The sequence below is a fragment of the Rufibacter sediminis genome (assembly GCF_014269285.1).
Taxonomy (GTDB): domain Bacteria; phylum Bacteroidota; class Bacteroidia; order Cytophagales; family Hymenobacteraceae; genus Nibribacter; species Nibribacter sediminis.
On the sequence record NZ_JACOAF010000001.1, the window covers coordinates 82,625 to 103,598 of the forward strand.

Sequence of the window (20,974 nt, forward strand, 5' to 3'; positions counted from 1 at the left end):
CGTTTACTTCTGGCTAATGCCGCCACAAAGATGAATTTCATGCGAGTTGACTTTATCCGCACTTACTTGAATCTGCCCGGCAGACCTACTTGCACCTCATGACAGAAGCTGCCTTCGCTCTCCCCTGGGTGAGTATCATCCTGTTGAATTACAAAGGCCACCAAGACACCATGGAGTGCCTTGAAAGCCTGTTCAAACTGGACTATGAGCGGTTTTCCATTGTCGTGGTCGATAACCACTCGCCCGATCATTCCCTGGACTACATTCAGCAGTGGCTGCAGGAATATGAGCAGGAGAAGGTAAAAGAGAAGTTAGTCGTAACCGAGGGGCGATTTCATTTCCATTTTGATCATGTAAAGGAGGAAACTCTGGCAACTCACTCCAGGGTGAAAGCCTTGGTGACCACCATTCAGGGAGCAGAGAACCTGGGGTTTGCGGGAGGCAACAACATCGGGATTCGTTTTGCGCAGCGTACGTTTTCGCCCGATTTCGTCTGGGTGCTGAACAACGACACGGTGGTGGCTCCAGACAGCCTTTCCCATCTGGTCAGGAAGGCGCAGCTCGATCTGCAGTTTGGGCACAGGATTGGGATTTGGGGCTCAAAGCTGCTCTACTACCATCAGCCGGACACCATTCAAGCCATCGGCGGAAAACTGAACCTAACCACCTTTACCACCCGCCATATCGACGAAGGGCAGAAAGATTCTCCTTCCGCTTACCTGGAAAACCCGAATCAGGATTACGTCATAGGGGCCTCGCTGTTTGTCAGTAGGGCCTTTCTGGACGAGGTAGGCGTGTTAAGTGAGGATTATTTTCTTTACTTTGAAGAGCTGGATTGGGTAAAACGAGGGCAGAAACTCGGCTACGCGCTGGGCTACGTACCAGAAAGCAGGGTGTACCACAAAGAAGGCACCTCCATCGGGTCCAGCTCAGCCGGCAAAAAGAAAAGCGACCTAGCCGATTACCACGGAATCCGAAGCAAAATCATCTTCTTTCAGAAGTTCTACCCAGAAAAAAAGCTGCACCTTTACGCTGTTTTATTGGTGTCTGTTTTCCTGCGCCTGGGCAGGTTTCAACTGAAAAGAGCATTCCAGATTCTCAAGCTGATGGGCCGTACTCCATGAACATGACTTTTCAACCCAGGATCTCGCTTTCGTCCACGCTTCTGGTTTCTCTTCTTGTTTCGCTCCTGTTCAGTGGTTTTATAAAAAACTTCCTCTCTTTACCGTCGCTGAGTTTAGGAGCGGTATTGGTGGACCTGTTCATCGCGTTACAAGTAGTTCATACCGTTTTGGTGCTGGTTTTCCATTATCAGGCCCAAAACAAACTAGACAGAACCTACCTCCTGCTGGCGCTTTTCTGGTGTATTCTCCTGCTCTTCACCCTGGCTAAACTCTCCTTGGTAGACGCGAACCCAATCCGGGAAAAAGTGCTGGGGCTCAGAAACAACCTGATCTATTGCTTCCCGATGTTTTACCTGCCGTTGCTGCTTCAGAAGGAAAATCAAGTGCGCAAAAGCCTTTCCCTTCTGCTCGCCATCGGGTTGTTTTTATGCCTTTTTGGTATTTTTCAGTTCACGTTTGCCTCCCGCCTGCCCCTTTCGTTGCTGGTCTTAGATGGAGAAAGTGCCTTTAAATTCTATGACCAGGCAATCACCCGGCCAACTGCTCTGTTAGGGAATACCATTATTTTCGCCAGCTTCACGCTGTTACTCTTCTGCCTGCTGTTTACCAAATACCTCGCTCAACCCAAGAAAACGTATCTGTTTTACCTGGCCCTGGTATTGATCACCAATGTGCTGACCTATACCCGGGCCAGTCTGGCAGGTTTTCTTTTGTGCAGTATTGCCATTCTACTCCTGCACTATGGGCGCTTTACAGTAGAGTACCTCCTCAAATTAGTAGTGGGCCTGATGGTCACCCTGACGCTTCTCCTCAGTATTGGGTATCATTACCGTGATTCCTTTATCATCAAGCGCCTGACCGGCCGGGAAGCCAGCACGCAGTATTCCAATGAAGGCCACTTCAGCATGATTGAAAACGCCCTTCTGTATTTGCAGGACCATCCTCTGGCTGGCTCTGGCGTTGGTTCCCAAGGGCCGGGAGCTACGGCAGAGAATGTGATTATCCCGGATGGCTACTGGTTTCAGTTGCTGCTGGAGAATGGGATTCTTTTAGGCCTGCTCTACTTAGCTTTCTATCTGCTGTGCTTTGTCTATGTGCTTCTGGTTTTTCAAAAGACCCAAAGCGTTTTCCTAAAACAGCTGTGCCTGACTTTTATTGGTATAAGCGTGTATTACTACGCAGCTTCGTTCATTAACTCAGCGTTTATCGGGCGGGTGAACTTTATCCTGTACTGGGTAATGTTCGGTCTGGTCATGGCGCAACACCTCATCATCAAAAAACAACAGAATGCCCTCCCTCGTCATTGATGCCCGCATGGTGCACGCCTCCGGCATTGGGGTGTATCTGAAACAACTGCTGCCGTTTCTCCTTCCTTCGTTCCAGGTGCAGGTGTTGGGAAACCCACAGGAATTGACGCAGTTTGCCTGGGCTTCGGCGGTGACAGTGATTCCGGTAGAGGCACCCATTTACTCAATCAAAGAGCAACTCGCCCTCGCGGCGAAAATCCCGGTCTGTGACATCTTCTGGTCTCCGCAGTACAACATCCCGTTACTCCCCATCCGGGCCAGGAAAAGAGTAGTGACCATTCATGACACCTATCACCTGGCTTACCGGCACACCTTGAGTTTGGCGCAAAAAGTCTACGCCACGGTGCTCTTGAGGGCGGCGGTCAGGGTATCAGACCGGGTGGTTACGGTGTCACAGTTTTCCCGTGAGGAACTGATCAAGTACACCGGGTGTCCGCCAGCTAAAATCAACGTGATTTACAACGGAGTGAACACAAGCTTGTTCAAGACCTCGGATTCACCGCAACTGGAACACACCCTGCGGGCGGCTTTGCCGAAACTTCCGGCCAGGTACATCATCTATGTGGGCAACGTAAAACCGCATAAAAACCTGATCACCCTGCTGAAAGCCTACGCGGGCCTGCCTTCCTCCCTTCGGGAGGAATATCATCTGGTTATTGTGGGGCAGAAAGAAGGGTTTATCACGCCAGACGAGGAGGTTCCCCAATTCCTTGAGGCGCAGGAAGGTCTGCGGCCGTTTGTGCATTTCACCGGTTTTGTTCCGGACAACCTTTTGCCATTGCTCTACAATTACGCATCTTTGTCCGTTTTCCCGTCAGTTTACGAGGGTTTTGGGTTCCCTCCTTTGGAGTCGATGGCTTGTGGTTGCCCGGTGGTGGCCTCTACCTCGGCTAGTATCCCGGAAGTGTGCGGAGAAGCCGCCCTGTACTTTGAGGCACTTAATGAAAAAGGACTCCGGAAACAGCTGATGCGGGTACTGGGTGACCCAGAGTTACGGGCCGAGCTGGTGCGCAGGGGTTTACAACAGTACCGGCACTACTCCTGGCAAACTTCGGCGGAACAGCATCTGCAGGTTTTGAAAGAACTGCTCGCCGCCCGGTAATTCACCTCCCATTAACAAAACAGGGCTTGGCCCTGTAACAAGATAAATAGTAGTGAAAGTAGCGATTGTACACGAGTGGTTAGTTGATTATTCTGGTTCAGAAAGGGTGTTGGAACAGCTCCTGCAGATTTTCCCGGAGGCAAGTCTTTTCGCGGTCATTGACTTCCTGCCAGATCACCTCCGGCAGCACATCTTTCACAAACCCATCACTACTACCTTCATCCAGAAGCTTCCCTACGCCCAGAAACACTACCGCCATTACCTGTGTCTCATGCCACTGGCCATTGAGCAGTTGGATGTATCGGGGTATGATGTGGTCATCTCCAGCAGCCATGCCGTGGCCAAAGGCGTGCTCACCAGTCCGGGCCAGTTACACATCTGCTACTGCCACTCCCCCGCCCGCTATGCCTGGGACCTTTACCACCAGTATCTGCAGGAAGCTGGCTTAACCACCGGCTTGAAAGGGCTTCTAGCCAAGCTGATTCTGCACCGTTTCAGGAACTGGGACGTGATGACCGTTAATCGGGTAGACTATTTCGTAGCCAACTCGGCGTACATCGCCAAACGCATCCAGAAAAATTACGGCCGGGACTCAACGGTCATCTATCCGCCGGTGGATGTGGAAAGTTTCAGTCTGCCTACCCAGCGGGAGGATTTCTACTTCACCGCCTCGCGGATGGTTTCCTATAAACGAATCGACCTCATTGTGGAAGCCTTTACCCAGATGCCCGACAAGCAACTGTTTGTCATTGGCGAGGGCCCTGAATACGACAAGATCAAAGCACTGGCCGGACCAAACGTGACGTTACTGGGCTATCAACCCTTTGCGGTGCTCAAAGAGTACATGCAAAAGGCCAAAGCTTTCGTGTTCGCCGCCGAAGAAGATTTTGGGATTACTCCGGTGGAGGCGCAGGCCTGCGGCACGCCCGTCATCGCCCTGGGCAAAGGCGGTGCGCTGGAAACCGTCACCCCAGAAACCGGCCTTTTCTTCCCTCATCAAACCACAGAAAGCCTGATGGAGGCGATCGCCCGGTTCGAGAGCAGTGAAGTTACCTACCAGCAGGAAACCATCCGGGCCTCGGCCCAGCGGTTCCATAAAGAACGATTCCGGCAAGAGATCCGGCAGTTTGTTTTAGAGAAATACGATGAGCTTCAGCAGTCTAACTAAGAAAAGCGTCTTTACCCGCCAAGATGCTTTCGCTTATCTTATTTACGTCTATGCCCTCATTATTCCGCTAAGAACCCACCTGAAGTCGTATGTCTTTCTGGCTCTGCTGGCGTACTTCCTCTGGAAATGCCTGTTCGCGGGAAACTGGCGGCACATCCCCAAAAGCTCCGCGTTTAAGGCCCTTGCCGGGTACTTTGCCCTTTGCGTGCTCTCCCTGCTGTACACAGAGCATCCCAAGGAGACGCTGAACTTTATCATCTTGCAGGGTACCCTGGCATTTCTGCCGCTCATCGTGTATAAGCAGCTCACGTTAAAGCAGATTCATGCCGCGCTGCTGCTTTTTTGCCTGAGTTGCTTCTGTTTGTCTGTGTATGCCACGGTAGACATTACCCGCCAGTACTTTGATAAATTCCCGCAGCACGTTCACCAGTGGCAGGAAATTGACTGGACTTTCTTCTCGTATTTCCTGCCCCAGAACATCAAATTCCACGCCCCATACTATAGCCTGTACATCGGGGTTTGCCTTATCATACATTCGTATTTTCTGTTCGTTTCCCGGAAAACGCACCAAAAGAAGGCTTTCTTTCTCCACCTCTTCTTCTGCGTCTTCTTCTTTGCTTTTCAGGCCCTGCTCTCTTCCAGAACGGCGCTGGTGGCCACGGTGGTAGTCATTGCGTTGGTCTGGGCGTATGTGGCGGTGAAGGCCGGCAGATACGGGCTGATGGTGGCGGTGGTCGTGTTTACCCTGGGCACCAGCTTTCTGGTTTTCCAGAAGGTGACCTACCTGAAAATGAAGTTCAGCGAAAGCGCCGGCGTGTACCAACGCAAAATGATGTGGACCTCTGCCCTGGACATCATCCGAGAACACCCGCTGCTGGGCATCAGCCACGGCAATGCCGAAGAGGCGTTGGTGGAGCGCTATAAAGCCAACCAGTTCACCGAAGGCGTGGAAGCACGCTTCGATGCCCACAACCAGTTTCTTATGCACGGGGTTTCCCTGGGAATTTTGGGGGCGCTGGCTTTTCTCCTGGTGCTGTTCTTCCTGGGCAAAGAAGCTTACCAACGCCAGGACTACATCCTGTTCTGTTTTATCGCCGTTTTCGCCATCTGCTGCCTCACCGAATCGCTCCTGCAGCGCCGCGACGGCACGCTGCTGTTTTCTTTCATCACATCCCTGTTGCTTTTCGCGAACAAAGAACCCCAGGTTGGTCTTCCGGCGGATGAGCCAGTGGATAAAACTCCTACAACTTAGTCCTTCCGTTTTTGACCAGTTTTGCTTAAAACAGGCTGAAAACGTATCTAGCTCAACACGAGTCAATAGAGCCTGTTCAAGGAAGTCTATGGACAATTCCTTTAGTTTTGGGATTCTCTCCAGCAAGCGGAAAGGTGCCGATGTCTGGTTTGTTGGTGAGAACACCAACAAAGGAGGTGTAAGTAGCGAGGTGGAAAGGAGGCGAAGGTGCGTGTTTCAGGTTTATCTGCAAAAAGAAGACTGAAGATGGGTGATGTAATGGTTGTGCAGCATTGCTCATCTGGCTTACATCTATCAAGAATGCGTGGGAGACGGAACAGACTGACTGTTTTGGGGCTGTTTTCCGGAAAAGAGCGGTAAAACGAGTTAGAAGTTGGTTTACCCCGAGGGAGCCTGATTCTTTTCTGAATTTGCTATCTTCGCAGCATGAGTCAAGACAAACCTTCTATCCCCAAGGGCACCCGCGATTTTGGGCCGGCCACGGTGGTAAAACGCAACTATATTTTCTCCGTCATTAAGCGCACGTTTGAGAAATTCGGTTTCCTCCCGCTGGAAACTCCCGCCATGGAAAACCTGTCGGTGCTTACCGGTAAGTACGGCGACGAGGGCGACCAGCTGATTTTCAAAATCCTGAACTCCGGCGATTTCCTGAGCAAAGTTTCTCCGCAGGACCTGGAGCAGGGCTACAAGCCCCTCACCCGCAAAGTCTCTGAAAAGGCCCTCCGCTATGACCTCACCGTGCCGTTCGCGCGGTTCGTGGTCATGAACCGCAACGAGATCGCCTTCCCCTTCAAGCGGTACCAGATTCAGCCCGTTTGGCGCGCAGATCGTCCGCAGCGGGGCCGTTACCGCGAGTTCTACCAGTGCGATGCCGACGTGGTGGGCACCAATTCCCTGCTCTGCGAGGCCGAGATCATCCTGATGATGGATGAAGTGCTGAGCACGCTGGGGCTGGTCGATTTCACCATCAAATTCAACCACCGCGGTTTGCTGGCCGGCATCGCCGAGGCCATCGGGGCCAAAGGACGTGAGGCCGACCTGTGCGTGGCCATCGATAAACTGGATAAAATTGGGCAGGAAGCCGTCAACGACGAACTCCGCCAGAAAGGCATCGCCGAGGAAGCCGTGGGCAAACTCCAGCCCATCCTGAATCTAACCGGCGACATCGCTGATCTGCTTCCGCAGTTAGACACGCTATTACAGGACTCTGAAGAAGGGCAGCGCGGCTTGCGGGACATCCGCAGCATGTTGTCGTTTCTGGAGAGTTTTACCATAAACAAGGCCAAAGTACAGCTGGACGTGACGCTGGCCCGCGGGCTTTCCTACTACACCGGCTGCATTTTTGAGGTGAAGGTGAACAACGCGCAGATGGGCAGCATCAGCGGCGGCGGCCGCTATGATAACCTCACGGGTATGTTCGGGTTGCCGGGCGTGTCGGGCGTGGGCTTCTCCTTTGGCGTGGACCGCATCTTTGACGTGCTGGAAGAACTCAACCTGTTCCCCGAGGAAAGCCAGACCATCACCCAACTGCTGATCGCCAATTTTGACGTGGCGTCCATGCGGTACGCTTTGCCGGTGCTTCAGTCGCTTCGGGCGGCTGGCATCTCCGCAGAGCTGTACCCAGAATCAGCCAAACTCAAAAAGCAGATGGCGTACGCCGATCAGAAACGAATCCCGTACGTGTTACTCATTGGCTCTGAGGAAATTGAAAGCGGTTTACTCAACCTCCGCAACATGCGGACCGGCCAGCAGGAGAAACTGCCCTTGACCCAAATTCTGGACGTACTTCAGACTAATTCCAGCAATTGATGGCCGGGCAGCATCTCGTTTCCCTGGCGCCTCTTTCCTTGGAAGAGATTGGAAAGGTCCTGAAAACCAGGGCCACCCTGGGCCTTTCTGAGGAGGTGGAGCAGCGCATTAGCCGCAGTTACACGTACCTGCACCAGCATCTGGCCAACGCGTCAAAACCGGTCTACGGCATCAACACCGGCTTTGGCGCCCTCTGTAACACCAGCATCTCGCCCGAACATCTGGAAACCCTCCAGCGCAACCTAGTCATGTCGCACGCGTGCGGCACTGGCGAGGAAGTGCCCGCCGAAGTGGTGAAACTGATGTTGTTCCTGAAGGTGCAGTCGCTGGGTTACGGCTACAGCGGCGTGCAGTTGAGCACCGTGCAGCGGCTCCTCGCCTTCTTTAACCGAGAGGTGTACCCGGTTGTCTACCAGCAAGGTTCTCTGGGTGCCAGTGGCGATCTGGCTCCTTTGGCGCACTTGTGCCTGCCTCTGATTGGGTTGGGCGAAGTGCGGTTCCAGGAGTTCAAGCTGAAAGGCCACGAGATTCTGGACATCTTCAGCTGGGACCCCATCCGGCTACAGGCCAAAGAAGGTCTGGCGCTGCTGAACGGCACTCAGTTAATGGCGGCGTACGGAGCCATCATCTGCCTGCGCGCCCGCCAAATTTCCATGGCCGCCGATGTGGTGGCCGCGCTCTCGTTGGAAGCCTTTGACGGACTCAGTGCCCCTTTCTCGCCCCAGATCCACCAGGTAAGACCGCATGCCGGGCAAGTGAAAACCGCCGCCCGCATCCTGAACCTGTTGGCGGGCAGCGAGCTCCAGCAAAAAGAAAAGGCGCAGGTGCAGGACCCGTATTCGTTCCGGTGCGTGCCGCAGGTGCACGGCGCCAGCCTGGATGCGCTGGAGTACGCCGAGAAAGTCTTCACCACCGAGGTGAACGCCGTGACCGATAACCCCAACATCTTCCCCGAGGAAGAACTGATTCTCTCCGGCGGCAACTTCCATGGGCAGCCCTTAGCATTGGCGCTGGATTTTCTGAGCATCGCCCTGGCGGAGTGGGGAAGCATCTCCGAGCGGCGCACGTTTCAGTTGATCTCGGGGCAGCGCGGGCTGCCGCAGTTCCTGATTCAGGAGCCGGGGCTGAACTCCGGGTTCATGATTCCGCAATACACGGCTGCCTCCATCGTTAGCCAGAATAAGCAACTGTGTACCCCCGCCAGCGTGGATTCCATTGTCTCGTCTAACGGGCAGGAAGACCACGTGAGCATGGGCGCGAACAGTGCCACCAAGGCATATCAGGTGGTGCAGAACGTAGAGCGGATCTTAGCCATCGAGCTTATGGCGGCGGTGCAGGCCCTAGAGTTCAAACGCCCGCTGCGCAGCTCTCCGGCCCTGGAGAAAGTAGTGGAAGCGTTCAGAACGCAGGTGGCCCCGCTGGAACAGGACCGCGTTTTACAGCCCGATATTGAAAAAAGCATCAAATTTATCCAGGACTTTCCTTTTGAGGAGCTGATGGCGTGAGAAAACGGTTTGCATTTCTGCTGTTGTGGTTAGGAACTTCCCTGAGTGGCTGGGCGCAGCAGGAACGCCCCTGCTTTCTCGCCTACAAGCAGCAGCAGAATCAGGCCGTAGAAACCTTCTGCGTGGGAGAGACCATCACCTTCAAAGATAATTCGGGCCGGCCCAACGTCACGGAGTTCTATGATTTCGATGCTCGGGATGGCGTCACCCCTGACCAGCTACCCCAGCATGTGTTCACCGCACCGGGTACGTACACGGTCACCCAATTAACTGGGGTGGGCAATCTCTGCCCGCGCACGTTTGTGGTGAAAGCGGCCGCGCCGCCTTCGGCCCCGGTTCTCCAGAAAATCGCCTTGCAGGGCACTTCTATCCAGATACAACTACAGACCTCCGGGGTGAATGACCTGGTGGTAGAAAGCGCCTCCTCTCCTACCGGCCCTTTCACGACCTTGGAAACCCTGTCCAGCGTAGCCACGGGGCAAAGCCAGCACTCCATCGCGGTAAGCTCCGCTTCGGGCTGTTTCAGGGTCCGGGTGACGAATCTGTGCTCGGAACGGGAAGATATCATCTCCAATGTGGTTTGTACTCAATCTCTGGCCGCATCGGCGGGCGACCGGCAAAACGTGCTTTCTTGGAGTGCCAACGCCAGTTCCGGAAGTGTGACCGGTTACCAGCTGCTGCGGGGCGGACAACTCTACCAAACCTTTGCGGCCGGACAAACCACGTACACCGATGCGCAGGTGGCCTGTGGCCGAAGATACACTTACCAACTAATCGCCTTGCTGCAGAATGGGGGGCAAAGCGCCTCGTTGCCCGTGGAAGTGGAGACGCGGGGTACTTCGCGTCCGGCGGCCGCCTTGCTGGTGGCCAGCTTTGACCTCCAGAACAGAGTATTGCTGGAAACCAAGGTGCCCGGCCAGGAGACCTTCAAAGAACAATCGGTGTACCGAAGCCAAGGCGGCGCTTTTAACCTGATTTCCGAAAAACAGCCCCAAAACACCGTGGATCCCGCTCCGGGAGACCTTCGGTCGGGACTTTGTTACCAGATTGCTTACCTGGATTCCTGCAACCTTTCCTCGGGGCAAAGCAACAGCGCCTGTCCTTCCATCTTAATCGCTTCTGCCCAAGCCAACGGGGCGGTTCAACTTACCTGGAACTCGTATGAAGGTTTCCCGACGGACGTGGGCACCCAGACGTTGCAGCTCCTGGACGAGCAGGGCACCGTGTACTGGAGTACCTCCGTGACCGGCCAGAGCTATCTGGACGCCCAGCCCCAGACCAAATTCCAGCGGCTCACGTACCGGCTGCTTTCCGTGTCACCGGATGCGGCTTACCAGAGTTTCTCCAATACCAGTTCCGTGGACCAGGGCTTTCAGTTTTCGTTCCCCACGGCGTTCACGCCCAACAACGATGGCCTGAATGATGTCTTCCGGCCCGTGGGAGCGCCTTTCGCCTCGTCTTTTATCCTGCAGGTGCTGAACCGATGGGGCCAGATCATCTTTGAAAGCAAAGACCCCAAAGCGGGCTGGGACGGCACGCACCGCGGCAAACCCGCTCCCCCCGAAACTTATATTTACCGCATGGAAGCCGTGGATGTGAACGGCAAAAAGATCACCCAGAAAGGAACCGTCACGTTGATCCGGTGAGCCGTTTTGGGGCTGATTTCCAGAAATTAGGCTTACATAACTTTGTGAATCGTGCAGTTAGGCTGGTTAGCCAAGATTTCCAAACTCTGGTTTAGTTGAAACCGCCAAGTAGTCCAGAGGCTGCTTATCACCTTATTCATAAAGGCCAAAGCAGTTCATCCTATTGAATAGTTTTGACAGAAAAACCCCTTTACCCTTTATCCCATATAGATGCAGACACCGTCGTCTCGGTTGGAATTTCTGGACTTTTTACGGTTTATAGCAGCCTTCGCGGTGATGCTCCAGCACACGTTGGAAAGTAAGTCTCCGGCCTTTGCGACATTCAGCACCCATTACTTTCAGTTCGGGGTGTTTGGCGTCACCTTGTTTTTCCTGACCAGCGGCTTTATCATACCGGTCTCTCTAGAGAAAGCAAAATCGCTGAAAAGCTTCTGGATCAGTCGAATGTTTCGCCTTTTCCCGCTGTACCTGACCAGCATACTGGTTTCACTGGTTCTCATCTACCTTGGATGGATAGAAGGAAGTCTGCCCACGGCCGGTAGCTTGCTGGCCAATGTCATCATGTTAGCCAAATTCCTGGGGCAACCTTTGATTCAAGGCCTCTACTGGACTTTGAACCTGGAAATGGTATTCTATCTAGCGGTGACGGTTCTGTTTATTACCGGCCTACTCAGGAGAAGTGTCTTGTTAGCGGTAGCGGCGCTTGGGTTTGCCTTACTGGTTGGGGTGGTGGGAACCCAGGTACTGCACCTGTTGGAAAGCGGTTGGGGGCTCTGCTTCCAACTGGCCACCATGTTTGTGGGTACTGTTTTTTACCGCTACATGACAGGGCAGGTAACGGGTAAGTCATGGGGTTTGATCCTATTTGCTGCGATAGGAGTGCTTTTCGCCATCACCTATGCCAACTTGTACCAGAAAGATATACCTTCGGAATTGGGCACCAGAAGTTTCTGGCCAGTCACCAATGCTTTTTTTCTTGCTTACGCACTGTTTACCTCCTGCTTTCTGCTCAGAGAACGCTCCTACCCGAAACCTCTCCTTTTTCTGGGCATCATCAGTTATTCTCTGTATCTGGTGCAGGCCACTGTTCTGGCGATACTGTTACCGCATCTATCTAATGTCTTCGTGGCAGCACCAGTGGGTATTGCCGCTACGGTCTTTGTCTCCTATTTCACATACACTTTTATTGAAAAGCCTTTCGTCAAATTAGGGCGAAAACTATCCGGGAGCAAAGTACCCACAGTCTCGCCACACAACAATTGAGGACTAAACTCAGGTCTCAAATCGATACCGCACATCTAAGCTTTGCATGAGCCGAAAGGAACTCCTTTAAGCCTGATTTGGCAAAATCAGGCTTAAAACAGAACGGTTCGCTTGGCAGGAGGCGGGCTAGGCAGGTGCCTCGGGCCGCTTGTACAACATTCAGGTAAATCCCTTACTTTTGAGGCGTGAAAAAGAGGCCGGGCAGTATCTTCTGCGGTGGTTTCGCGTTAACTTGGATAGAACTCATTTAAAGAAGAAGACTATGTTTGACATGTTCGGGATGATGAATAAGGTGAAGGAGATGCAGGCCAAGATGAAAGAGGCCCAGGATAATCTCAAGCACATCCAGGTATCGGCGGAGGCCGGCGGCGGCATGGTAAAAGCCACGGCCAGCGGAGACCGCCGCTTGCTGAAGGTGGAGTTTGATGAGACCCTCATGAACCCCAACGACAAGGAAATGCTGGCCGATCTGGTGGTGGCCGCCGTGAACAAAGCCATGGACGAAGCCGGTGAGCGCGCCAAGGAGGAAATCAAGAAGAACACCGAAGGCATGCTGCCCAACATCCCCGGTTTAGATTTGAGCAACTTTGGCTTATAGTTCCCCGCGCGTGGCGGTGGTCATCCTCAACTGGAACGGCCGCCGTTGGTTAGAGCAGTTTTTGCCCTCGGTTCTGGAAAACAGCCCCAAAGCCGATGTGGTGGTGGCCGACAACGCCTCCTCCGATGATTCCCTTTCTTTTCTGGCGCAGCAGTACCCGCAGGTGAGAACCATCCGGTTACAAGAGAACCTGGGCTTCTGCGAAGGCTACAACCAGGCCCTGCGCCAGGTAGAGGCCACGTATTACGTGCTCCTCAATTCAGACGTGGAAGTCACCCCTCATTGGCTGGACCCCATGGTGGAGCTGTTGGAGAAAAATCCGCAGATTGCCGCCTGTCAGCCTAAAATTAAATCCTTCCAGCAACGGACCCATTTCGAGTACGCCGGAGCCGCCGGTGGGTTTCTGGATGCTTACGGGTATCCGTTTTGCCGCGGCCGCTTGTTTGACACCCTGGAAGAAGACCGTGGCCAGTATGATGACGTGCGACCCGTCTTCTGGGCCACCGGCGCATGTCTGTTCATCCGGGCCAGTGCCTACTGGGAAGCCGGCGGACTGGAAAAGGAGTTCTTCGCGCACATGGAGGAAATTGATCTCTGTTGGCGGCTCCAGAACTTGGGGCACCAGATCTACTACCAGGGCCAAAGCACCGTGTACCACGTGGGCGGCGGCACCTTACCCAAAGCCAACCCAAGAAAAACCTTCCTGAATTTCAGAAACGGTGCCGCGCTGCTCTACAAAAACCTGTCTGACGAAGAACTGACAAAGGTTTTCTACACCCGCTTAGCGTTAGACGGCGTGGCCGCGACCCAGTATTTCCTGAAGGGCGAATGGAAAGAGGTAAAAGCCATCTGGCAGGCGCACCGCACCTTCTTTGCCGAGATGGACTACTGGAAAAGAAAAAGGCAGGAAAACAGCGTCAAAAAGAAAACCACGCAATTGACCGGCTGGAGCCAGCAGAGCGTGGTGTGGCAGTATTTTGTGAAAGGCAAAAAGGAGTTCTCTACGCTAGACGTCCCAGACGGTGCTGCGCTCCCGGCGTAGGATCTTCCGGATGTTCAGCCAGAAAGCCAGAATCAGGTACACCAAGACCGGTGAGCCGAACGTTAAAAAAGAGAGGTAGATAAAATAGAGCCGAATGCTGCTGGTGGCAAAGCCTAACTTTTCCCCCACTTTGGTGCAGACCCCAAAGGCTTGGCTTTCCAGGAAAGACTGAATATTTTTCATGGTTTGAAAAGTTAAACACCTAAGTTAAATAAATTAATCAAATTCTACCGTAACTTTCCCTTTGAAAAAGGCTCAATTTAGAGTCTGGTAACGTTTCATACGTTTCTTGTTGTAGTTAAGATATGCCTTTGTTGTCCCGCCGTTCCCTTTCCACGTTTAGTCTCGTTCTTCCCCTTCTTTTAGTATCCGGATGCACCCTTTCCAGAATGGCCAAAAAGGCGGAGAAAGGCCAGATTATCACCGCCCAGCCTCAGGTGCTGATGGTGCGCGGAAACCAGGTGCCGGTAGAAGTCCAGGCCCAACTGCCTAAAAACCTGCTCCGCAACGACTACCGCTACGGCATCCGGGTGTTTTACAAAGCCGAGAAAGGCGTGGAAGAACACGTGGGCTCGCTGGGCTTCGATTTCGGGAACTACAATTTCGTGGACGGCAAACCTACCATGGGCAGCTCCTTCGCCTTCCCGTACACGGCTTCCAAGATCAGAGGCAAACTGATGGCCCAGGGCGTAGTCACTGATCCCAAAGGCCGCAAGAAATACACCAAATCCAAAGAATTGGCCGAGGGCATTATCACCACGCCTCAGCTGATCCAGACGGTACATACGCCCACTTACGCGCCGGAAAACTTCAAGAACGAAGCCCCCGGTCCGCTGAAGTTCCCCATCTATTTTGACCAGTCTCTGGCCACTCTGCGCCAGGGGCACGGCACCAACCTGCAGTTACTGGAAGATTTCATCAAAACAAACCAGAAAACGAAGAAGATAGAGATTCTGGCCATGCACTCGCCGGACCAGGAGGAGAGCACCACGCGCAACCTGGCGTCCCGAAGAGCGGTGGCCGTGGAGCGGTTCATCAAACAGAAAATAGAAACCGAGGGCTACAACAACTCGGTGCAGGCCATCAACTTTGATCTGCGCACCCTGCAGAAAAACTGGGCCGCCTTTCTGGGCCGCGTGCAGAACTCCGCCCTCCCAGAAGAGCAGATCCAGCAGATTCTGGATATCGTGAACGGGTCCGGGTCATTCCAGGAGAAGGAAGAGAAATTACAGGCGCTTCCCTCCTATGATTACCTGGAGATGTACGTGTACCCCGTGTTGCGCTACGCCGAAGTCACCATTGATTACCAGCCCAACCTGCGCCGCGACTACGAGATTTACCTCATGGCCAAACGCATTGTGGAGAACCGGGCCAACGCCGATGCCCTCACCGCCGAGGAAATGCAGTACGCCGCCACTCTCACCCCCCTGCTCGCTGAGAAAAAGCGCATCTATGAATCGGCGGTGGAGACGTACATGAACTGGCAGTCGCTGAACAACCTGGGCATGGTGTTCTTTGAGCAGGCGCAGAAAGAGCTTCGGCCCAAGGTGAAGCAGACGCTGCTGGAAAGTGCCATTCTCAACCTGCGGTACGCGGCGCACCGGCAACCCAACGCCCAGCAGTTCTACAACCTGGCGGTGGCTCATCACCAGCACGGCGATGCCCTGGAAGCCCTGCAAAGCTATGATTACGCCATCCGGTTGGGTGGTTCGCTGCCGGTGCTGCAACAGGTCTTCACCGACAAAGCCGCCCTGGAACTGAGCGTGGGCCAGTACGATGATGCCGTGCGCAGCCTCTCGTACGCGGGCAAAGGCTACGCCGCCCAGTTCAACATGGCTCTGCTGTACTTCCTGAAAGAGAACTACGAAGGGGCCGCCGAGCTGGGTCAGCAACTAGTCACTGAATTCCCGCAGGATGCCAACGCCCATTACCTGCTGGCCGTGATTGGCGCCCGCAGCCAGAAGGAAGACCTCATGGCCGAGCACCTGAAACTTGCCATCAAAGCCAAACCCACCCTGGCCGCCAAAGCCATTGATGACCTGGAGTTCCGGCGGTACCATAAATCGGCCGCGTTTGCGGCGGCCATGAAACCCTGATTCCGTTTTAAGCCTGTTTTCGGGAAATAAGGCTTAAAACACTTCTATCCCGCTAATTTCACTCTAAGGCAGATGCGTTTTTTTTATTGTGCCGCATGTCTTAATTTTACCTTCAGATAGACGTTGAAAAATCTTACTATGCGAACCATACAATTCAGAGAGGCATTGCGTGAGGCAATGAGCGAAGAAATGCGCCGCGACCCAAAGGTGTTCCTGATGGGCGAGGAAGTTGCCGAGTACAATGGTGCTTACAAAGTGAGCCAGGGCATGTTAGACGAGTTCGGACCAGAGCGCGTGATTGACACGCCTATCGCCGAGCTGGGCTTTGCCGGTATTGGGGTGGGTGCCGCCATGAACGGTCTTAAACCCATCATCGAGTTCATGACCTTCAACTTCTCTTTGGTGGCCATTGACCAGGTGATCAACTCGGCCGCCAAAATCATGTCTATGTCTGGCGGGCAGTACTCTGCCCCAATGGTGTTCAGAGGCCCAACCGGTAACGCCGGTATGTTGTCTTCGCAGCACTCCCAGAACTTTGAGAACTGGTACGCCAACACGCCCGGCCTGAAAGTGGTGGTTCCTTCCAACCCCTATGACGCCAAAGGTCTGTTGAAGTCGGCCATCCGCGACAACGACCCGGTGATCTTTATGGAGTCTGAGCTGATGTACGGTGACAAAGGCGAGGTTCCGGAGGAAGAATACCTCATTCCCATCGGCGTAGCCGATACCAAACGCCCCGGTAAAGACGTGACCATCGTTTCCTTCGGGAAAATGGTGAAGCTGGCCTTGCAGGCCGCCGAGGAACTGGCCAAAGACGGCGTGGATGCCGAGGTGATCGACCTGCGTTCCGTGCGCCCGATCGATTACAAAGCCATTATTGAATCCGTTAAGAAAACGAATCGTTTAGTAGTGGTGGAAGAAGCGTGGCCGTTGGCCTCCATCTCTTCGGAGATCGCTTTCCACGTACAGCACAACGCCTTTGATTACCTGGATGCGCCGGTGAAACGCGTGACTGCCCGTGACGTTCCGTTGCCTTACGCGCCTACCTTAATTGAGGCGTCACTGCCCAACGTGAAGCGCATCATCCAAGCCGTGAAAGACGTAACGTACGCCAAAGCATAGGCTTACCCACAATAAAAGCAAGAGCCGACCTTTATAGAAATGGTCGGCTCTTGCTTTTACCGGCATTTTACGCTTGTTTTCCTTAAAAGAGCCTTAAAACAGGATGATCCAGAAATATCTAAAAGTCTCCTTCGCCGCTGCCGCGCTGTGCCTGTTGGGGTTTTGGGGGTGTACCGAGACCTCAGAACTAGAAGAAGTGGTGCTGCCCGCCCCCGTGGAGGAGACCTCCGGCTTCCCGCGCGTTCCGGTAAAAGTTGACAGCACGCTTACCCTGAAAGTACTCTACCGCCCGGCAAACGGCTGCGGACGTTTTGAGCGGGCAGATTCTCTGGTGAACGGGCAAACCACCACCCTCACCATCTTTGCTGCCTACCCCACCGAAGACCAGGAAGCCATCTGCGCCGATATCTCCAAACAGGTGGCCTTTACGTTCCGGTTTAGAACCAAGGCGGTGGGCAAGCACTATTTCCGGTTCTGGCAGTCAGACACCTCTTTCCTGCTTGATTCCATCGTGGTTCAATAGTCCTTTCTGTAAAATACCCTTCAAACGCGAAGCCTCCGTTTCGGGCCTGTTTTCAAGAAAACAGGCCCGAAACGGAGGCTTCGCCATAAGCAGTTCTTGGTGGTGTTAGGTTCGCGTGAGCCGGGCGATGTAGTGGTCGTCTTCCTCCTGCAGGAGAAGTTCGGCGGTGAGGCCGGCTTCCTGGGCGTACTGGTGCAGCAAATCAAAATCAATGAAAAGCCAGGGGAAAGGCGGGGTGCGCTCCGTCCCGTATTCCATCATGTAGGTTAGCTCGCCGTAGTAAGCGCCGTTCAAATCCAGCAGCACAGAGCCGTCCTCTTCTTCATACAGGTACAGGATATCAGAAGACTCTAGCAGAATCTGTCCGCCGGGAGCTAACCAGCGCTTGCAGGTTTCCAGGAAATGCGGGAGTTGGTCCAGGGTGCCGGCCAGACCAATGCCGTTCATGAGCAGCAGCAGGGTGTCATGCGGCGTGGGGTCCAGTTCAAAGAAATCACCGGTGAGCACGTTTTTCACGCCGCGCGCTTTTTGCACCTGGGCGGCTCTCTCCGAGATTTCCAGCGCGGTCACCTCCAGCCCTTTTTCCTGCAGCGCCAAGGCATGCGAACCGGCCCCGGCCCCAATGTCCAGCACGCGGCCGCGGGCTTCGTTCAAGGCAAACTGCTCGCGCTCGGGCATCTCAGTAAAGGTCCGGAACAGGTACGCGGCGGGCAGTTCATCGGCCTCCATATTATCGGAGTAGACGGTTACGGATGCCTCCTTATTCCCCTCCCAAAATGCTTTGATGGCCCCGCCCATGGGGTCTGGTTTTTCTAACTGCATCATCTTTGACATAAACCCAAAAGTACACAATCTGCGGCAGTCCCGCGCCTAAATTCTGGTGAGCCTCCGGCGTAAGCGCTTGCCAAGGCAATTAGATTTAAACGAGCGTTACCGATGATTCATCGAAAAAGGGTGAGGGATGGATATAATTTTCTGAACTTTGCAGCCTCTTGGAGAAAGTATGCGGCTTTGCCGCCTGAAAGGGTAGTAAAAAAAGGGAACAGAGTAAAAAGGACCTTTTTCTTCTGTTTCGCCAGCGGCATAAGCTGTACCTTTAAGAGTTGAATCACCATCCCCCACCTCCTTAAAAAGAGGGAACACTTATGAAATTAATCACCACCATCTATACCGTCATCGGGTTGATTCTGGCCATGTTCTGTATTGTGACGCTAGGTTACATCCAGCAGACCAGAAAGGTTAAGAAAAGTATTGAAGACGTACTCTACACCTCTGATATCATCAGGGAGGGAGAACGGGCCCAAAAACTGATCCTGGACATGGAAACAGGTCTGCGAGGCTACTTACTCACCGGGCAAAAGCCGTTTCTGGAGCCTTACCTGAAAGGACATATAGAATTTGAACGCAGCATCAACCGCTTGGACACCCTCACCGAGGGACGTCGGGAGCAAAACCAACTGGTGGATTTGATCCGGCGTGATGCCGAATTCTGGGAGGAATCATTTGCGGTGCCGCTGCTGCAAAGCAAGGAAAAGGAAAGTCATAGCAGCCAAGACAACCATTACCACGATTCCCTCTTCAATTCCAACGTGAGACTTGGAGTTGGCAAGCGGATCATGGACAAAGCCCGCGTACGTTTTCAGCTGATAAGACGGGATGAAGAGCAGATAAAAGCCAAACGGTTAGCCGAACTGGATTCCTCTTTTGTCAAAACCAATGAGATTTCCGTTGGGTTAATGCTGGCCTCCATTCTGGCCGGTGGGTTTATGGCCTTTCTTTTGGGAAAGACCATCAAAAAAAGGTTTCGGCGCATGCACAGCCTGGCCAACAGCATTGCCCAGGGAAATTACAGCGTTTCTTTGGTAGACAAGCACCACGATGAGATCAGCAGCCTCACGCAGTCTCTGAACATCATGGCCAGTAAACTGCAAGCCAGTTTCAACCACCTCACCAAGATAAACAAAGAGCTGGACCAGTTCGCTTACGTGGTTTCCCATGACCTGAAAGCTCCCCTGCGCGCCATCAACAACCTGGCCGAGTGGATAGCCGAAGACCTGCAGACCCAGGACGAAGACATCCTCAAGAACCTATCCACGTTACGCGGCCGGGTGTATAGAATGGAGAACCTGATCAACGGCATTCTGGCCTACTCACGCGTGGGACGGCAGACGCTGCCTTCCACCACGTTCTCGGTGCAGGAGCTGTTGCAGGAAACCCTGGAAAACCTTTTGCCGCCTCCTTCTTTCAAAATAGAGGTACCAACCCCGCTCCCCACCGTCACCGGTGAACGGACGCTGTTCTACCAGATCTTGTCTAACCTGCTGAGCAACGCCATTAAATACCACCACACCCAGGAAGGATGCATTGAGGTGAAAGCCAAAGAATTGCCTGATTTCTACCAGTTTGAGGTCAAAGACGACGGACCGGGCATACCCAAAGAATACCAAACCAAAGTATTCGGGATTTTCCAGACCATGGAAGCCCGTGACGTGAAAGAAAGCACCGGCATAGGGCTTTCCATTGTCAAGAAGATTGTGGAAGAAAAAGGAGGCCAAATCTGGATTGAATCTGAAAAAGGACAGGGTACCACCTTCCTTTTCACCTGGCCCAAGGTTCCCGCCCAAAGTCTCATCCAAACGCCCGTTCTATCATGATGCACTCAGAACAACCCTGCGCCCAACAGCTAGAAGACCTGCAGAAGGAGTACGAAGAGTTCGCCTACATTGTCTCCCATGACCTCAAAGCCCCTCTGCGGGCCATCAGCAACCTCTCTGCCTGGATAGCCGAAGATTTGGGCGACGATCTGTCCCCTGATGTGGAGAAGAACATCCAGCTGCTCCAGAAACGCGCCGACCGGATGGAACGCATGATCAACGGATTGCTGGAATTCTCCCGAGTTCCGCGGTTTGATCTGGAGGTGCGGGAGGTAAACGTGACGCAGCTGGTACAGCAGGCAAGCGACCGGGTGCGCCAAAACCACGCCCTGGAGATACACGCCTCTTCTCTGCCTACGCTCACCACGTATGGCAAAAAGCTGGAAACGGTTTTCTTTCACCTGCTGCAAAATGCGGCCACGTATACCCAACACGAAAATCCGCAGGTTTGGATCTCCGCCACCGAAGAGGAAAACGCGTTCTTATTTCAGGTAAAAGACAACGGGATGGGTATGAAGGAAGAAACCCTGGACAAAGTGTTCAAGATGTTCTATTCAGCGCAGGCCAAAGACCAGCACGATGGCCTGGGCGTAGGCTTGTCCCTCGTCAAGAAGATTGTGCAGTTTGCGGGCGGTACCATCTCGGTCACTTCTACACTGGGTGCCGGAACCGAATTTCAATTTTTTTGGCCCAAAACTGTGCAATAGCCACACGTACCCCAATTACTATTTTTTAAATTCATCTCGGAGAAACCACAGGAACG

General features: G+C 53.5%; 18 protein-coding genes. 16 read left to right on the plus strand and 2 right to left on the minus strand.

Annotated elements, in window-relative coordinates; genetic code table 11:
• Positions 1–98: 98 nt before the first annotated feature.
• The 11 genes from H7U12_RS00365 to H7U12_RS00415 all read left to right on the plus strand — a co-directional run bounded on the left by H7U12_RS00365 (position 99) and on the right by H7U12_RS00415 (position 13,816).
• A complete protein-coding gene (locus tag H7U12_RS00365) occupies positions 99–1,124 on the plus strand; it encodes a glycosyltransferase family 2 protein (RefSeq protein ID WP_186631162.1) in 1,026 nt (341 codons plus the stop codon).
• Positions 1,121–2,431, plus strand: a complete 1,311-nt coding sequence (locus H7U12_RS00370) for an O-antigen ligase family protein (RefSeq protein WP_186631163.1) — start codon at positions 1,121–1,123, stop codon at positions 2,429–2,431. The genes H7U12_RS00365 and H7U12_RS00370 overlap by 4 nt, the downstream gene beginning before the upstream one ends.
• Positions 2,412–3,533 carry a glycosyltransferase family 4 protein gene (locus H7U12_RS00375; protein WP_186631164.1) on the plus strand — a complete coding sequence of 374 codons (1,122 nt, stop codon included), beginning with the start codon at positions 2,412–2,414 and terminating at the stop codon, positions 3,531–3,533. The genes H7U12_RS00370 and H7U12_RS00375 overlap by 20 nt, the downstream gene beginning before the upstream one ends.
• A gap of 52 nt (positions 3,534–3,585) precedes the next feature.
• Positions 3,586–4,701 carry a glycosyltransferase family 4 protein gene (locus tag H7U12_RS00380; protein ID WP_186631166.1) on the plus strand — a complete coding sequence of 372 codons (1,116 nt, stop codon included), beginning with the start codon at positions 3,586–3,588 and terminating at the stop codon, positions 4,699–4,701.
• A complete protein-coding gene (locus tag H7U12_RS00385) occupies positions 4,679–5,953 on the plus strand; it encodes an O-antigen ligase family protein (protein ID WP_186631168.1) in 1,275 nt (424 codons plus the stop codon). Before H7U12_RS00380 ends, H7U12_RS00385 begins: the two co-directional genes overlap by 23 nt.
• A gap of 426 nt (positions 5,954–6,379) precedes the next feature.
• Entirely contained in the window at positions 6,380–7,762 is a 1,383-nt protein-coding gene (hisS, locus tag H7U12_RS00390) for a histidine--tRNA ligase (protein ID WP_186631169.1), read from the plus strand.
• Positions 7,762–9,267, plus strand: a complete 1,506-nt coding sequence (gene hutH / locus H7U12_RS00395; protein WP_186631170.1) for a histidine ammonia-lyase — start codon at positions 7,762–7,764, stop codon at positions 9,265–9,267. The genes hisS and hutH overlap by 1 nt, the downstream gene beginning before the upstream one ends.
• Entirely contained in the window at positions 9,264–10,913 is a 1,650-nt protein-coding gene (locus tag H7U12_RS22840; RefSeq protein WP_186631171.1) for a T9SS type B sorting domain-containing protein, read from the plus strand. Before hutH ends, H7U12_RS22840 begins: the two co-directional genes overlap by 4 nt.
• 210 nt (positions 10,914–11,123) lie before the next feature.
• Positions 11,124–12,176, plus strand: a complete 1,053-nt coding sequence (locus H7U12_RS00405; protein WP_186631172.1) for an acyltransferase family protein — start codon at positions 11,124–11,126, stop codon at positions 12,174–12,176.
• Positions 12,177–12,438: 262 nt separating this feature from the next.
• Positions 12,439–12,774, plus strand: a complete 336-nt coding sequence (locus H7U12_RS00410; protein ID WP_123128821.1) for a YbaB/EbfC family nucleoid-associated protein — start codon at positions 12,439–12,441, stop codon at positions 12,772–12,774.
• Complete coding sequence (locus tag H7U12_RS00415) at positions 12,764–13,816, plus strand: glycosyltransferase family 2 protein (RefSeq protein ID WP_194362484.1); 1,053 nt, start codon at positions 12,764–12,766, stop codon at positions 13,814–13,816. The genes H7U12_RS00410 and H7U12_RS00415 overlap by 11 nt, the downstream gene beginning before the upstream one ends.
• On the opposite strand, the gene H7U12_RS00420 is transcribed toward H7U12_RS00415, so the two are convergent.
• Entirely contained in the window at positions 13,781–13,999 is a 219-nt protein-coding gene (locus H7U12_RS00420; RefSeq protein WP_186631173.1) for a PspC domain-containing protein, read from the minus strand. The two genes, H7U12_RS00415 and H7U12_RS00420, sit on opposite strands and share 36 nt — an antisense overlap.
• 206 nt (positions 14,000–14,205) lie before the next feature.
• Between H7U12_RS00420 and H7U12_RS00425 the strand changes: the two genes are divergently transcribed.
• The 3 genes from H7U12_RS00425 to H7U12_RS00435 all read left to right on the plus strand — a co-directional run bounded on the left by H7U12_RS00425 (position 14,206) and on the right by H7U12_RS00435 (position 17,557).
• The gene (locus H7U12_RS00425; protein WP_186631175.1) at positions 14,206–15,912 is read left to right on the plus strand and encodes a tetratricopeptide repeat protein; all 1,707 of its coding nucleotides are present in this window, start codon (positions 14,206–14,208) and stop codon (positions 15,910–15,912) included.
• A 138-nt stretch (positions 15,913–16,050) separates the two neighbouring features.
• Positions 16,051–17,034: a pyruvate dehydrogenase complex E1 component subunit beta gene (locus H7U12_RS00430; protein ID WP_186631177.1), complete on the plus strand. Its 984-nt coding sequence runs from the start codon at positions 16,051–16,053 to the stop codon at positions 17,032–17,034.
• Positions 17,035–17,137: 103 nt separating this feature from the next.
• Entirely contained in the window at positions 17,138–17,557 is a 420-nt protein-coding gene (locus tag H7U12_RS00435; protein ID WP_186631179.1) for a hypothetical protein, read from the plus strand.
• Positions 17,558–17,662: 105 nt separating this feature from the next.
• Here the strand turns inward: H7U12_RS00435 and H7U12_RS00440 are convergent, their stop codons facing one another.
• A complete protein-coding gene (locus H7U12_RS00440; RefSeq protein WP_241748994.1) occupies positions 17,663–18,382 on the minus strand; it encodes a class I SAM-dependent methyltransferase in 720 nt (239 codons plus the stop codon).
• A gap of 320 nt (positions 18,383–18,702) precedes the next feature.
• Here H7U12_RS00440 and H7U12_RS00445 point away from each other — a divergent pair, with 320 nt between their 5' ends.
• Entirely contained in the window at positions 18,703–20,211 is a 1,509-nt protein-coding gene (locus tag H7U12_RS00445; RefSeq protein WP_186631191.1) for a sensor histidine kinase, read from the plus strand.
• Positions 20,208–20,918, plus strand: a complete 711-nt coding sequence (locus H7U12_RS00450) for a sensor histidine kinase (protein WP_186631194.1) — start codon at positions 20,208–20,210, stop codon at positions 20,916–20,918. Before H7U12_RS00445 ends, H7U12_RS00450 begins: the two co-directional genes overlap by 4 nt.
• Positions 20,919–20,974 lie beyond the last annotated feature (56 nt).